Consider the following 13,670-nt stretch of genomic DNA (forward strand, 5'->3'; position numbering starts at 1 on the left):
CGAGTCGGGGTTTCGGTACGCTCGCAGGCGTGACCGCTCAGCCGCCGCCCCTGCCCGGTTCCACGCCCGACGGCTCAGTCCCGTCCGCCAAGCCCGACGGCCAGGCCCCCGCCGGTTCCGGGGGCGCCCCGCGCCCGTCGGGCGCCGGTGCCGTTCCTCGCGGGACCGTCACCGCCCCCGGCGGTGGCGGCGACGTGCTCGTCGGTCCGGCCGGCTGGTACCCGCACCCCGACGGCCGCGAACGCTGGTGGGACGGCACCGCGTGGACGGAGCTCGCACGCTCGGGTGGCAAGGTCGCGCACGTCCGTGGCGACGGCTCGACGATCGAGGACGACGCCCGCGACCGTCGGCGCGGCGCGTTGAAGTTCTTCGGGGCCCTCGTCGTGGTCTTCCTCCTGTGGTCGCTCGGCGTCGCGGGGTGGGAGATGCTCATCGAGCGGTACCCACAGCTCGAGCGCGTCACGCCCACGGAGCGGGCGACCGCGGTGCTCAGCGCGCCGCGCGGCCTCGGCACGGGGAACGCGTGCCCGACGACGGACAGGCAGCTCGTCGACCCCGCCTCCGACACGGTCGCGCGCTGGCGCGAGCTGCGTGGCTGCGACCTCACGCCCGCGCTCGACCGCAAGCGCTGGGAGTGGGTGACGAAGCCGACGGAGGACTCGCCGACTGCCGTCGTCGACTACACGTTCGCGGAGGTCGAGGACGCGGAGCGGCCCGACGCGAAACTCGGCGGGACGACCGTCCGGCTCACCCTCACGCTCGAGAAGGTGTTCCTCGGCTGGAAGGTTTCCGCGGTCGAGGGCCTGCCGGCGCGCGCGAAGGGCTGAGCGGCGCTCAGAACTGCGTCATGTCCTGCGCGACGACGCTCGCCCCGCCCCTCCCGTCGGCCTCGACGCGGTAGGTCCGCGCCCCCGGGCGCTCGGCCAGGTGCGCGCGCACGACGCCGTCGACGACGTGCACCGCGGCGCCGTCGTCAGCCGCCCATCCTGCGGGAAGCACGCCGGACGCGACAGCGGCCGCGTAGTCGTCGACGCGGCCCTCGCCGTCGGCGTGCGGGCAGAAACTGCCCGCGACGAACCCCGTCCCACCGCGCCACGGCACGACCTCGGGCCCGAACGAGTCGGTCGTGCAGCCCTCGAACCAGCAGTTCGCGCCGGCGGACAGGCCCGCGAGCACGAGGTCGCGCCCGGCGGCGAGGCGCCTCAGCTCGCGCGTCACGCCGTGGATGTCCCACAGCGCCACGAGGTTGACGGTGTTGCCGCCGCCGACCATGAGAACGTCGACTCCGTCGAGCGTGCGTGCGACGGACTGTGCGCCGTCGGCGACGAGCCGCAGCACGCGCGTCTCGCAGTCGAGCGGCGCGTACGCGGCCTCGAAGCGCTCGATGTACAAGGTGGCGTCGCCGCTCGCCGTCGGCGCGAAGCAGACGGTGGGCCGGTCGACGCCGGCCAGGCCGAGCGCGTAGCGGTCGAGCGCGGTCGCCGCGTAGCCGTCGGACATCGAGAAGCCGCCGCCACCGAGGGCGAGCACGTGCGTCGTCATCGTCCCACCCCACCGTACGGGCGCCCGTCCCGCAATCTCTTTCGCACGCCGCCCGCCGCGGGACGTGGCGGACGCCACGTCCGAGCTCGCCAGGCCCCACGGCGTGGTCCCGTCCTCTTCACGCGAGGTCCACGGCCGCTCACTAGGGTTGAAGGTGATGAGCCCGCGCCCCGCAGCCCCGCGCACGCCGTCGGAGAACCCTCCGTCGGCGGAGCATTCGCGCCCGCAGCCGCCCATGCCGACGCGACCGTCGCTCGTGACGATCGCCGCGAGCGCGCTCACGGCCGTGACGTCGACCATCGCGCTGTCGTATCTGGGGGTCGCCGGGACGATTGTCGGCGCGGTCGTCGCCGCGATCCTCACGGCGTTCGCGAACTACGCGTACACGCGCTCGCTTGTGCGGACGCAGGTCGTCGTCACGCAGCTTGCGCCTCGCTACCTGCGGACCGCGACGTCCGCGGAGGACACCGCGGTCCTCGATCCGGTCCCCGCAGGTCCGGCCGACGTGCCGCCGCTCCGCGAGGAGACCCCGACCGGCTTGCTCGAACCGACCGTGACGACGGACGCCATCCCAGTCGCTGCTGCTCCCGAGGTCGCGATCGTCACGCGGGAGACGCCCGTCGTCGCGCGCGTCACCGAGGAGTCGACCGGTCCGTCGGTCCCGCCACCGGCCACATCTCCGGTCGACGAACGCGTCGGCCGCGACCTCATGGCGCCGACGCGGCGCAGCCCGCGCCGCACGTTCGCGCTCGTCGCGGTGACGACGTTCGTCGTCATCATCCTCACGCTCACGGTCGTCGAGCTCGGGCTCGGCCGCCCGCTGTCGAAGGCGCTGCGCGGCGTCGAGGGATCCGGCACGACGATCTCGCGCGTCCGTGAGAAGGCGCGCCCCGTCACCCCGACGGAGAAGCCCACGACGACACCGTCGGACGAACCGACGACGGACGCGCCGACAACGCCCACGGAGGAGCCCACGACGGACGCGCCCACTGTGACGCCGTCGCCCACCCCGACCGACGAGCCGACGGACCCTGCGACGCCCGTGCCGCCCGCGACGCCGACCGACGTGCCCACCGACGCCCCGACGACGGAGCTTCCGCAGCCGGGCGGAACGCCCGTCCCGGAGCCGCCGGCCCCGCAGGACGACGCGTCGGCCCCCGCCGACGAGCCTGCGGCGGACGACGTCAGCGCGTCATCGTCCCTCGGTGCCTGACCCCGCGCGTGCCGCTTCACGCGTGACGAGCCGCGCCTCGCGCAGGAGCGCACGCTGCGTGCGCTCCGGGTCGTTCGCGTACGCGTAGTACCAGCCGATGAGCAGGCCTCCGCCGACGAAGTTGCCGACGAGCGCGATGCCGACGTTCGCGAGGGCGAGCCAGATGTCGATGCCGCCGTGGAAGCCCTGGATGGTGAAGAGGACCGTGTTGGCGACGGAGTGCTCGTAGCCGAGGAAGGCGAAGAGCATGACGGCGACGTTCATCGCGAGGACCTTGACGCCGTCGGCCTTGACGAGCCCGTTGTAGACGAGCAGCATCGCGAGGTTGATGAGGAGGTTGCAGAGGATCGCGCGGACGAAGAGGTCGAGCATCCCGCTCGACCCTGAGGTCACGTAGTCGAGCTTGTGCTCGACGGCCTGCGTGACGAGCTCGCCGGTCGCGCCGTCGATCATCGACGACCCGGCGACGAGCAGCGCGATGAGCAGCCCGCCGAGGGCGTTGCCGAGGAGGCAGAGGGCGAGGAGCGCGCTCGCACGGCGTACGCGCATGCGGCGGTGGTAGACGGCGATCGTCGCGATCATCATGTTCGAGGTGAGCAGTTCGGAGCGCGTGAAGTAGATGAAAGCGAGGGCAAACCCGAAGACGACGGCGCCGACGAGCTTGCCGATCGTGCGCAGTTCAGGATCGACCGCGACGAAGCCGGCGATGATCGTGTAGTTCGCGAGGTAAAAGATGCCGATGAGGATGCCGGCCATCGCAGCACGCATGAGGTACACCTGCGTGATCGAGCGCGACATCTCGGCCTTCGTGTCGGCGGCCTCGAGGACTGTCGAGACGAAGGTCTTGCCGGGGAAGAGCTTCTCGGGTGCTTCGGCCATGCCCCTAGTCTCCCTGGAGCACACCGTAAAGTCATGGGCCCACTTGGCGGGGCGAGTGCCGCGTGGCGGTGGCGCGCGTCACGACGCGGACTAGTGTGGATGTCATGGCTGGTGAGACATCGGCACGACCGCACGTGACGCTCTCGACGGCGAGCGTCTACCCCCGCAAGGCCCCGCTCGCCTTCGAGCTCGCGGCCGAGCTCGGGTACGACGGCGTCGAGGTCATGGTGTGGAACGACAAGATCTCCCGCGACGACCTCGCCCTCGCGCGCCTGGCACAGGAGACGGGCGTGCCGATCCGTTCGGTGCACGCACCGACGCTCATCGTCTCCCAGCAGGTGTGGGGCACGAAGCCCGGGCACAAGCTCGCGAAGACCGTCGACATGGCCCTCACGCTCGGTGCGTCGACGGTCGTCGTGCACCCGCCGTTCGCGTGGCAGCGTGGCTACTCGCGGCACTTCGCAGAGCAGGTGCGCGCCCTGTCGGAGGACTCGGGGCTCACCATCGCGGTCGAGAACATGTACCCGTGGCGGGGCCGGAAGCGTGAGTTCATGGGTTACCTGCCGGGTTGGGACCCGACGGAGCACGACTACGACCGTGTGACGCTCGACGTGTCGCACGCGGCGACGTCGCGGCAGTCGTGCGTCGACCTCGCGGCACTCTTCGGTCCGCGTCTGGCACACGTGCATCTCACGGACGGCACCGACTCCGGGTTCGACGAGCACCTCGTGCCGGGCCGCGGGACGCAGCCCGTCCGCGAGCTCCTCGAGGGTTTGGCGCGCAGCGGCTTCGCGGGTGACGTCGTCGTCGAGATCGGCACGCGCAAGGCGCGGGACGCGACGGAACGTCGCGCCGACATCGCGCAGTCGTTGCACTTCGCGAGGACGTACCTCGCGGTCGACGCGCACGCGGAGTACTCGCCCGCGCCGGAGCACCACCGGCCGGAGTCGCCCTGGGTGTGAGGCCGGCTGGCCACGACGCCCGGCGCGGCACGACCGACCTCAGAACGACGCGAGCCGCGTGAGCAGCTCCGGCGCGCGTGCGTCGAGCCGTCGGGCGCCGAGGCGCACGCCGACAAGCAGCACGACGACTCCGAGCGCAATCCCGACGACGGCCGCCGCCCACCCAAGCGCCGCGGATCCGCGGACGATCGCGAAGACTGCGAGCACCGCGGCGGGCGCGAGGACGACTGCGAGCGCGAGTGTGCCGAGCATCTGCGAGAGCATCATGCCCATCGAGCCACCCTGCTTCGCACCGAACGGGTTGTCGCCGGGCTGGTTGACGGGGAAGACGACGAGTGCCGAGACGAGCGACGCAAGACCGAGCGACGCGAGGAGCGTCGACGCCCCGACGCCGAGGACGGCAGGCGCCATGTCCCACCGGTCGGCGCGACCGAGGGTCCACAGGGTCGTGACGAGGGTGAGGAGCGCACCCGGCACGCCGATGGCGACGACGCGTCCCCACCGGTCGTCGGCCCAGCGCATCGGTGCGGCGACGTGCGTCCAGAAGGCCGTCGAGTCGAGGGCGATGTCGACGGAGATCGCCCAGCCGCACGTCCACGCGACGAGGGGGCCGGCGACGAGCAGCCATGGGCCGTTGCCCGCGAGGAACGCGACGATGACGACGAGGACGGGAACGGAGATGAGCGACGTCGCGTAGCGGGGGTCACGGACCCAGTACGTGAGGCAGCGCGCGAGCACCGCGCCGAGGGGCGAGTCGGGGACGCGACCGAGGACGCCGAGGCCTTTGCCGTGCCCCGCGGAGGCGTGGGCCGGTCGGGTGAGCTGGGTCGTGAGCGACCGCCGCCACCACAGGACGAGGAGTGCGGGGGTCGCGAGCGCGATGACGAGGTGGCCCGCGAGCGCGGCCCACGCGCCCGCGGCGACGTCGGCGGGCAGCGCGAAGGCCGCGCCGAACGGCGTCCACGACGCCCAGGCCGCGATGCCGGCGACCGTCTCGGGCGTGATCGAGATCGAGTCGACGAGGAGGATCGCGGGCGTGACGACGCTCACGAGAAGGACTGCGACGACGACGGCGAGATCCCGCCCTCGACGGCCGTCGACGAGGGGCCGTGCTGCCGTCGTCGTCGCGCGCCCGCCGAGCACGGCGGTCACGAGGCCGAGCGGGACGCCGACGAGCGCGGCGAGCAGCGCAGCCGGCTCGGTCACCCACGCGAGGACGAGGCCGAGCGCGGCGACGACGGTGAAGATCCCGCCGGGGCCGAGGAGCGTCGCGACCGAGGTGCCGACCATGAGGTCACGGCGCGAGAGCGGGAACGGCGCGAGGCGCCGGGGGTCGAAGGTGTCGTCGAGCCCGAACGCGACGAGCGGTCCGACGGTCCAGACGAGGACGAGGATCGCACCGCCGACGACGACCTCGGCCGAGAGGTCGCTGCGCAGGCCCCCAACGAGACCCGAGACAGCGAGGAGGCCGCCGAGGCTCAGCGCGTAGAGCATCGCGACCACGGCGCCGATCGTCTGCCACACGCTGCGCCGCAGCGTGCCGAGGTACACCTGCCAGCGCAGGCTCAGGAGCTGTGCAACCACTCGAGCCCCTCCCCCGAGCGGCGTCCGCCGACGAGCTCGACGAAGCGGTCCTCGAGGCTCGCGCCGCCGCGCACCTCGTCGACGGTGCCGGCCGCGAGGACGCGGCCAGCGGCGAGCACGGCGACGTGGTCGCACATGCGCTCGACGAGGTCCATGACGTGAGAGGAGACGACGACGGTGCCGCCCGTGCCGACGTAGTCGGCAAGGATCGCGCGGATCGACGCGGCGGAGACGGGATCGACGGCCTCGAAGGGCTCGTCGAGCACGAGGAGCCGCGGAGCGTGGACGAGCGCGCACGCGAGCGCGATCTTCTTCGTCATGCCCGCGGAGTAGTCGGCGACGAACGTGTTGGCGTCGGCCTCGAGGTCGAGGGCGCGCAGGAGCGCCTCGGCGCGCTCGCGCGCCGTCGCGCGCGGCAGGCGGTGGAGCATGCCGGCGTGGACGACGAGCTGCAGCCCGGTGAGGCGGTCGAACAGCCGCACGCCGTCGGGCAGGACCCCGAGCAGGGACTTCGCCCTGACCGGGTCGGCCCAGAGGTCCGTTCCTCGGACCGTCACCCGTCCTGCGTCGGGTCGCAGCAGGCCCGTCGCTATCGAGAGCGTCGTCGTCTTGCCAGCCCCGTTGGGGCCAACGAGACCGAAGAACGAGCCCGCCGGGACAGCGAGGTCGACCCTCTCGACCGCGACCTTCTCACCGAAGGTCTTGCGCAGGCCCTCGAGCCCGAGCGCGACGCCCATGTGCTGCTCCCCTCCCGGCGACGGCCGCATGCCGTCGTCGCGGACGACGCTACCGGGGACGACCGACATTCGAGATCCGACCAGAGTCGACGGGCGTGCGACGCAGGTCGACCACGCAACCGCGGTCGTGGAAGATCACGGTCGTCCGAACTACTCTGGTACCGCACCGATGGCCGCCCCTCATGGACGTGTCCCGTTGAGACGCTCGTCGAGCACAGCCCGCCCACCCACGCCGCCGACGACCGGAGCCCCATGCCTGACCTCGACGCCGTCGCCTGGATCCTTCACGCCGCATGCGCTGCCATGGCCGTCTTCTTCGGCCACTGGGCCGTGCGCGCTCGCCATGGGCACGGTCGCGGCGACGACGCCGATCCGCGGCGCAGCAAGTTCCTCTCGGCCGTCATGCTCGTCTGCGTCGTCGCGAGCGGCACGAGCCTCCTGGGCCTCGGCGACGGATCGACGCTGCCATTGCTCGCGAGCATGACCACCGCCGCCCTCGTCGGAGTCGTCTCGGGCGCCCTCGCGCGCCGCGACGACGCGACGTCGCGGCCCGCGGCGTGAGCGACCAAGGAGCCATCCCCATGAATGTGCGTGCCTACCTCGGCCTGGAGCGCGGACAGTACGCTCGCCAGAGCCGCACTCGCCGCATCGCCGGTGGCCTGCTCCTCGGCGCCGTCCTCGCGACCGTCGCGGCCGTGCTCGCAGGCGACCGCGCCTGGTACGTGCAGATCGGGATCATCGTCGCGGCCGGCGCCGTGCTCGGAGTGCTCATCGGGACGGCGACCCTGCTCGTCGAACGCCGTCAGGACGCTGCGACGCAGGATCCTGGGACCGACGCCTGACAGGCATGGCGGCGCTCGTCGCCAGCGCGCCACCACTGTGTCCGGCGTCATTGCGCGCTCTGGGATACTTGAGCACGTGTCCGACACCCCCCAGCTGAACCCTGACGAGCTCGCGCGCGCCCTCGAGATCCTCGAGGCCGCGAATGCGCTGCCTCCCGAGCACCCTGACAAGGTCGCGCTGCAGCGCGCCACGGCCAAGCTCTACAAGACCGTGAAGAAGCAGCGACGTGACGAGGCCAAGGCGGCGATCCAGGACGCCGACCGCGCCGTCATCGAGGCGACCGCGACGGGCGCCCCGACGCGCATCGACGACGAGACCGAGGGCGTCGACATCCGTCCCGGCACGGCGACAGGCCCGTTCGCGGGGCGGCTCTCGAAGCCGCAGGGCTGCTACGTGTGCAAGGAGCCCTACCAAGACATCGACGTCTTCTACCACCAGCTGTGCCCGCGCTGCGCCGCGGAGAACCGCGCCAAGCGGGACGCGCGCACCAACCTCACCGGGCGTCGGGCCCTGCTCACGGGCGGCCGCGCGAAGATCGGCATGTACATCGCGCTGCGCCTCCTGCGCGACGGTGCGCAGCTGACGATCACGACGCGCTTCCCCAACGACGCCGTCCGCCGTTACGCGCAGATGGAGGACGCGGCGGACTGGATCCACAACCTCAAGGTCGTCGGCATCGACCTGCGCGACCCGGCGCAGGTCATCGCGCTCGCCGACGACGTCGCGGCCGAGGGCCCGCTCGACATCCTCATCAACAACGCGGCCCAGACTGTCCGGCGGTCGCCCGGCGCGTATGCGCCGCTCGCCGCGGCCGAGTCCGCGCCGCTGCCCGAGCTGCCGTACCTGCCGCCCGTGACGACGTACGGCCGGTCGGTCGACGCGCACCCCGCGGCCCTCGAGGCCTCCGTGCGGGCGGGCGGCCGCGACCACGGCATGCCTGTGTCGACGCACGTCGAGGAGTCCGTCACCGCGCCCGGCCTCCTCACGAAGCTCGCGCTCACCGCAGGCTCCGCGTCCCTCGACCGCGTCGCGACCGGCACGGCGATCGACGCGGGCGGCCTCGTGCCGGACCTCGTCTCGCAGAACTCGTGGGTCGACAAGGTGGATCAGGTCGACCCCCTCGAGATGCTCGAGGTCCAGCTGTGCAACGAGACCGCGCCGTTCATCCTCGTCTCACGCCTGCGCGCGTCGCTCGCCGCGTCGCCGGCCCGCCGCACGTACGTCGTCAACGTCTCCGCGATGGAGGGACAGTTCAACCGCGGCTACAAGGGCCCCGGCCACCCGCACACGAACATGGCGAAGGCCTCCGTCAACATGCTCACGCGCACGAGCTCGCGCGAGATGTTCGAGACCGACCAGATCCTCATGACGAGCGTCGACACGGGCTGGATCACGGACGAGCGCCCGCACACGACGAAGGCGCGCCTCCACGAAGAGGGTTTCCACGCGCCGCTCGACCTCGTCGACGGCGCCGCCCGCGTCTACGACCCGATCGTCCGCGGCGAGGCCGGCGAGGACGTCTTCGGTGTCTTCCTCAAGGACTACAAGCCCTACCCCTGGTGACGCATCTCGCCCGTCCTGCACCGTCCCTCGGTGCGAGAATGGGAATGCACGCGTCGAACCCGAACGTTGGAGATCACATGCCTACCATCACCACCCTCGACGTCACCGGCATGACCTGCGGCCACTGCGTGTCCGCCGTCACCAAGGAGCTCGAGGCCGTCAGCGGCGTCAAGAACGTCTCGGTCGACCTCAACGTCGGCGAGGCCTCCGAGGTCACCGTCGTCTCCGACGACGTCCTCGAGGAGGACGCGCTGCGCGCCGCGATCGACGAGGCCGGCTACGAGATCACTGGCATCTCCACGCACGGCTCCGCCGAGGAGTTCTCGCAGCTCGCCGACACGCGCTCGGAGGTGTACGCGGGCACGAGCCACATCGGTTCTGGCTCCGCGACGGCCGTCGGCCCTGTCGGCATCTCGATCACGCCGCGGGAGGACGTCGACGCGGCGACCCTCGCGGCGGCCGACGCACCCGCTGCGTCATCGGGCGGTTGCGGCTGCGGTGGCTGCGGCTGCGGGAACTGACCGCTCCCTGCTCATGACGCCGCGGCTGCCGTCACCCCGGGTGGCGGCAGCCGCGGCGTCGTCACCGGACCTGAGGTTGTCGTGACCATCTCCCTCGCACCGGACGTGCTGCGCTGCGACTACTTCGACGCGGGCGTGTGCAGGTCGTGCACGCACCTCGGCGAGCCGTCCGCGGACCAGCTCGCGGCGAAGGTTGCGCACGTCCGTCGCCTGTTCGCGGACGTGCCGTCCGCGGCGGACGCCGTGTGGCTCGACCCGGTCGCGTCGCCGCCCGCGGGCTTCCGCAACAAGGCGAAGATGGTCGTCGGCGGGACGGTCGACGCACCGACGCTCGGGATCCTCGACGCCTCCGGGCGGGGCGTCGACCTGCAGCGGTGCGGGCTGCACGAGGCGCCGCTCGCGGCGGCGCTACCCGTGCTCGCCGCGTTCGTCACGCGGGCTCGGCTCGAGCCGTACGACGTTCCTGCGCGACGTGGCGAGCTCAAGCACGTCCTCGTCACCCTGTCGGCGGACGACGAGATCATGGTGCGGTTCGTCGTCCGTTCGACGGAGCCCGAGGCGCGCGTCCGCAAGCATCTGCCGTGGCTGCTCGACGCCCTGCCGGGCCTGCGCGTCGTGTCGCTCAACGTGCAGCCCGAGCACAAGGCGGTGCTCGAGGGGCCGCGCGAGATCGTCCTCACGGAGGAGTCGTCGCTGCTCATGCGCGTCGGCGGGCTCGGGCTGCACCTGCGGCCGCAGTCGTTCTTCCAGACGAACACGCAGGTCGCGGCGGCGCTGTACGCGCGTGGCGCCGCGTGGGTCGCGGACGTTCGGCCGCGGTCGGTGTGGGACCTGTACTGCGGCGTCGGGGGTTTCGCGCTCGCTGCGGCGCGGGCGCTGGGCCCGCAGCCCGACGGCTCCGTGCCCGACGTCGTCGGCGTCGAGGTGAGCGAGGAGGCGATCGTGTCGGCGACGCTCACGGCGACGTCCCAGGGCATTCCAGCGCGGTTCGTCGCGGGCGATGCGACGGCGTTCGCGCTGTCCGCGGCCCCGGACGAGGTCCCGGACCTGGTGATCGTCAACCCTCCCCGACGTGGGATCGGCAATGAGCTGGCGGGCTGGCTGGAGAGCTCCGGGGTGCCGAACGTCGTCTACTCGAGCTGCAACGCGAGAACCCTCGCGAGCGACCTGCGCGCGATGCCCTCCCTCACGGTGCGCGAGGTGGTCCTCCTCGACATGTTCCCCCAGACCCCCCACTACGAGGTCGCCACCCTTCTCTCGCGAGATAGCGCTCCTCGATCGAGATAGCGTGCGTCACGCGCTATCTCGTCCGGCGAGCGCTATCTCGCGGGGTGCGAAGCGGCTTGAGGTAGGGGCGGGGGTAGACCGGGAGCCCTTCGGGGAGCTTGCTGCGGATCCGCGCCACCAGCTGCTCAGGTGACCGGAGATCGGGACGGGTGACGTGCACGAGCCTCTGCCCGGTCTCCGCAATGGCATCGTCGCGCCGCTTCTGGCGGAAGAAGACCTCGTTCGCAGCAGCGCCGTACTTGCCCTCTCCGTCGTACTCCGCGAGAACCCCGAGCTCGGGCCATCCGAGATCCGTCCAGAAGTCTCCGATCGTTGTCCTCACCCCCACCTGCGTCTGGGGAGCGGGCAGGCCTGCCGCGAGCACGTGGCAGCGCGTCACGGACTCCCCGGGTGACTCGGCACCCGCGTCGGCAACTCTGACAAGCTCCCTCGCCCGGCGCACGCCTCGTTGGCCGACGCACGCCATGGCGGCGGCACGGAGCTCCTCGTCACCGATCCCCGCGCGCAGCGCGGCATCCGCGACGACGAGGCCGTCGAGCGGATCGAGCGTGCGGAGACAGTCGACGACGGTGCGCAGGAGACTCGTCACTGGCAGGCCCAGAACCGTCGTCCGTTCGTCGTCGCCCACGTCGACGATGTGCCGGACCACGTCGTCGGGCCGTCGGACATGCGCGCCGACCTGCTGCGTCACGTGCGTCTGGCATGGAACGTGCCACACGGGGAGACCGTGGAGCAGTGCGGCGGACGCATGCGAGACGACTTTGCCCTCGGGCATCCTCTCCGCGACGGCTCTGAGGCGCGCGAGAGCGACGGCAGTCGCCCCCGCAGCGGACGTGTCCGACGCGATCTCGGCATCGACATAGACCCCTGGAGCCAGGCGAGCCCAGCCGCCGTCGCGCACCGAGGCGCGGACAGAACTCTCGGCATGGTCCGCGGCGTAGTGGACCGCCGGGAGGGAGGGTGGTGCGAGCGGTGAGCGGGTTGACCGAGACTCGGTCCGGGGCGTCGTCAGCATGCCCCCGACCGTGCCCGAGATTCACGCCTCCCGCACCGCTCCCCGCGAACCCTGTGCCTCCGCACGCCGGTCCTGCGGCTGTGGTCAGCCACACGACCCCACCCCCAACTCCCGCGAGATAGCGCGTCTCGGTCGAGATAGCGTGCGTTGAGCGCAATCTCGGAGGAGACGCGCTATCTCGCGATCTACGGGGACGGGAGGGTGACCTCGAGGGTTCTGATGCGGCGGTTGTCGACCTCCGCGACGCGGAGCTTCGCACCGTCGACCTCGACCTCGTCGCCCTCCTCCGCCAGGCGGCCCAGACGGTCGACGACGAACCCCGCCGCCGTCTCGTAGGGGCCGTCAGCCAGGACGACACCCGTCTCCTCCGCGAACTCCTCGATCGTCACGCCCGCGTCGAGCCGGACGACGCCGTCGTCCGCACGGACGTGCGCGGGCTCGTCCGCGTCGTACTCGTCCCGGATGTCGCCGACGAGCTCCTCGACGAGGTCCTCGAGCGTGACGATGCCGTCGGTGCCGCCGTACTCGTCCACGACGACCGCGATGTGCACGCCGTCCCGACGCATCTGCGACATCGACGGCAGCAGCCGGTTGGTGCTGGGCAGCAGCAGGATGTCGCGCGTGAGATCGCGCACGCACACGTCGCGTTCGGCGCGCAGCAGGTCTCGCACGTGGAGGAACCCGAGGATGTCGTCGAAGTTCTCCCCAATGACGGGGTAGCGGGAATACGGCGCGTCCGCGACGACGTCGAGGGCCGCCGCCACGGTGAGGTCGGCGCTCATGAACTCGACCTCGGTGCGCGGCCGCATGACCTCGGCGAGCGACCTCGCGCCCGCGTCGAGCACGTCCCCGAGGATCCGCTTCTCGTCCGGGGCGAGCCCCTCGTGACCCGTGACGATGCCCCGCAGTTCCTCCTCGCTCATCTCGTCGCCCGACGCGTTCGGGTCGCCACCGAGCAGGCGCACGACTCCGTTCGTCGACTTCGAGAGCAGCCAGACGACGGGGCGCATGAGCCGCGCGAAGACGTCGAGCGGTGGGCCGACGGCACGCGAGAGCTTCTCGGTGTGCTGCATCGCGAGACGCTTGGGCACGAGCTCGCCGAGCACGAGCGACAGGTAGGCGATGACGAGCGTCAGGACGATGAGCGCCGTCGTCGCGGCCGAGGTCTGCGAGAGCCCGAGGTCGACGAGCAGCGGCGCGAAGTCGGGAGCGAGTGTCGAGGCGCCGTACGCCGCCGAGAGGAACCCAGCGACGGTCACGCCGATCTGCACGGCCGCGAGGAACCGGTTGGGGTCGCGCGCGAGTCGCGCGGTGAGGGCGGCCCGGCCGCCCTCCTTCTCCATCTTGTCGATCTGCCCCTCGCGGAGCGAGACGAGCGCCAGCTCGGTCGCGGCGAATACGCCGCCGACGAGGACGAAGGCGATGACCAGCAGGACGTTGAGCACCGTGTCCTGATCCATCAGGCCGCCCTCCCGGTCATCGAGGAGAGGGGGCCCGGGGTACTACTACCAGCATCATCCATGC

At 71.9% G+C, this 13,670-nt stretch carries 14 protein-coding genes; 8 read left to right on the plus strand and 6 right to left on the minus strand.

The window, feature by feature from the left end:
* Window positions 1-29 precede the first annotated feature (29 nt).
* Window positions 30-827: a DUF2510 domain-containing protein gene (locus C1729_RS09455; protein ID WP_207204595.1), complete on the plus strand. Its 798-nt coding sequence runs from the start codon at window positions 30-32 to the stop codon at window positions 825-827.
* A 7-nt stretch (window positions 828-834) separates the two neighbouring features.
* On the opposite strand, the gene C1729_RS09460 is transcribed toward C1729_RS09455, so the two are convergent.
* Complete coding sequence (locus tag C1729_RS09460; RefSeq protein WP_102509721.1) at window positions 835-1,542, minus strand: Type 1 glutamine amidotransferase-like domain-containing protein; 708 nt, start codon at window positions 1,540-1,542, stop codon at window positions 835-837.
* Window positions 1,543-1,699: 157 nt separating this feature from the next.
* On the opposite strand from C1729_RS09460, the gene C1729_RS09465 reads away from it, so the two are divergent.
* Complete coding sequence (locus C1729_RS09465) at window positions 1,700-2,755, plus strand: hypothetical protein (RefSeq protein WP_129590718.1); 1,056 nt, start codon at window positions 1,700-1,702, stop codon at window positions 2,753-2,755.
* Here the strand turns inward: C1729_RS09465 and C1729_RS09470 are convergent.
* Entirely contained in the window at window positions 2,735-3,634 is a 900-nt protein-coding gene (locus C1729_RS09470) for a formate/nitrite transporter family protein (protein WP_102509723.1), read from the minus strand. The two genes, C1729_RS09465 and C1729_RS09470, sit on opposite strands and share 21 nt — an antisense overlap.
* Window positions 3,635-3,738: 104 nt before the next feature.
* On the opposite strand from C1729_RS09470, the gene C1729_RS09475 reads away from it, so the two are divergent.
* On the plus strand, window positions 3,739-4,596 hold the full coding sequence (locus C1729_RS09475; RefSeq protein ID WP_102509724.1) for a sugar phosphate isomerase/epimerase family protein: 858 nt from the start codon (window positions 3,739-3,741) through the stop codon (window positions 4,594-4,596).
* Window positions 4,597-4,635: 39 nt separating this feature from the next.
* On the opposite strand, the gene C1729_RS09480 is transcribed toward C1729_RS09475, so the two are convergent.
* Window positions 4,636-6,180 (minus strand): hypothetical protein, encoded by a 1,545-nt coding sequence (locus C1729_RS09480; RefSeq protein WP_102509725.1) that lies wholly within the window; start codon window positions 6,178-6,180, stop codon window positions 4,636-4,638.
* The gene (locus tag C1729_RS09485) at window positions 6,162-6,947 is read right to left on the minus strand and encodes an ABC transporter ATP-binding protein (RefSeq protein WP_242493887.1); all 786 of its coding nucleotides are present in this window, start codon (window positions 6,945-6,947) and stop codon (window positions 6,162-6,164) included. Before C1729_RS09485 ends, C1729_RS09480 begins: the two co-directional genes overlap by 19 nt.
* A gap of 222 nt (window positions 6,948-7,169) precedes the next feature.
* Between C1729_RS09485 and C1729_RS09490 the strand changes: the two genes are divergently transcribed.
* From C1729_RS09490 to rlmC, 5 genes are all read left to right on the plus strand, one after another.
* On the plus strand, window positions 7,170-7,478 hold the full coding sequence (locus tag C1729_RS09490) for a hypothetical protein (RefSeq protein WP_102509727.1): 309 nt from the start codon (window positions 7,170-7,172) through the stop codon (window positions 7,476-7,478).
* A gap of 20 nt (window positions 7,479-7,498) precedes the next feature.
* Window positions 7,499-7,759: a hypothetical protein gene (locus tag C1729_RS15050; protein ID WP_102509728.1), complete on the plus strand. Its 261-nt coding sequence runs from the start codon at window positions 7,499-7,501 to the stop codon at window positions 7,757-7,759.
* 76 nt (window positions 7,760-7,835) lie between these two features.
* Window positions 7,836-9,323, plus strand: coding sequence for an SDR family NAD(P)-dependent oxidoreductase (locus C1729_RS09500; RefSeq protein ID WP_242493777.1), 1,488 nt, complete (start codon window positions 7,836-7,838; stop codon window positions 9,321-9,323).
* A gap of 77 nt (window positions 9,324-9,400) precedes the next feature.
* The gene (locus C1729_RS15290) at window positions 9,401-9,844 is read left to right on the plus strand and encodes a cation transporter (protein ID WP_102509729.1); all 444 of its coding nucleotides are present in this window, start codon (window positions 9,401-9,403) and stop codon (window positions 9,842-9,844) included.
* A 108-nt stretch (window positions 9,845-9,952) separates the two neighbouring features.
* Window positions 9,953-11,131, plus strand: coding sequence for a 23S rRNA (uracil(747)-C(5))-methyltransferase RlmC (rlmC, locus tag C1729_RS09510; protein ID WP_102510621.1), 1,179 nt, complete (start codon window positions 9,953-9,955; stop codon window positions 11,129-11,131).
* Window positions 11,132-11,144: 13 nt separating this feature from the next.
* Here the strand turns inward: rlmC and C1729_RS09515 are convergent, their stop codons facing one another.
* Both C1729_RS09515 and C1729_RS09520 read right to left on the minus strand, forming a co-directional pair.
* Entirely contained in the window at window positions 11,145-12,146 is a 1,002-nt protein-coding gene (locus C1729_RS09515) for a type IV toxin-antitoxin system AbiEi family antitoxin domain-containing protein (protein ID WP_129590719.1), read from the minus strand.
* A gap of 185 nt (window positions 12,147-12,331) precedes the next feature.
* On the minus strand, window positions 12,332-13,606 hold the full coding sequence (locus C1729_RS09520; RefSeq protein WP_102509731.1) for a hemolysin family protein: 1,275 nt from the start codon (window positions 13,604-13,606) through the stop codon (window positions 12,332-12,334).
* Between the last annotated feature and the right edge of the window lie 64 nt (window positions 13,607-13,670).

Source organism: Sanguibacter massiliensis (assembly GCF_900240335.1).
Lineage (GTDB): Bacteria > Actinomycetota > Actinomycetes > Actinomycetales > Cellulomonadaceae > Flavimobilis > Flavimobilis massiliensis.

What these genes read in the sequence shown, in the direction of transcription:
- C1729_RS09460 (WP_102509721.1), bottom strand. Translation starts at nt 1,542, where the DNA reads ATGACGACGCACGTGCTCGCCCTCGGTGGCGGCGGCTTCTCGATGTCC.
- C1729_RS09465 (WP_129590718.1), top strand. Translation starts at nt 1,700, where the DNA reads ATGAGCCCGCGCCCCGCAGCCCCGCGCACGCCGTCGGAGAACCCTCCG.
- C1729_RS09470 (WP_102509723.1), bottom strand. Translation starts at nt 3,634, where the DNA reads ATGGCCGAAGCACCCGAGAAGCTCTTCCCCGGCAAGACCTTCGTCTCG.
- C1729_RS09475 (WP_102509724.1), top strand. Translation starts at nt 3,739, where the DNA reads ATGGCTGGTGAGACATCGGCACGACCGCACGTGACGCTCTCGACGGCG.
- C1729_RS09485 (WP_242493887.1), bottom strand. Translation starts at nt 6,947, where the DNA reads ATGCGGCCGTCGCCGGGAGGGGAGCAGCACATGGGCGTCGCGCTCGGG.
- C1729_RS09490 (WP_102509727.1), top strand. Translation starts at nt 7,170, where the DNA reads ATGCCTGACCTCGACGCCGTCGCCTGGATCCTTCACGCCGCATGCGCT.
- C1729_RS15050 (WP_102509728.1), top strand. Translation starts at nt 7,499, where the DNA reads ATGAATGTGCGTGCCTACCTCGGCCTGGAGCGCGGACAGTACGCTCGC.
- C1729_RS15290 (WP_102509729.1), top strand. Translation starts at nt 9,401, where the DNA reads ATGCCTACCATCACCACCCTCGACGTCACCGGCATGACCTGCGGCCAC.
- C1729_RS09515 (WP_129590719.1), bottom strand. Translation starts at nt 12,146, where the DNA reads ATGCTGACGACGCCCCGGACCGAGTCTCGGTCAACCCGCTCACCGCTC.
- C1729_RS09520 (WP_102509731.1), bottom strand. Translation starts at nt 13,606, where the DNA reads ATGGATCAGGACACGGTGCTCAACGTCCTGCTGGTCATCGCCTTCGTC.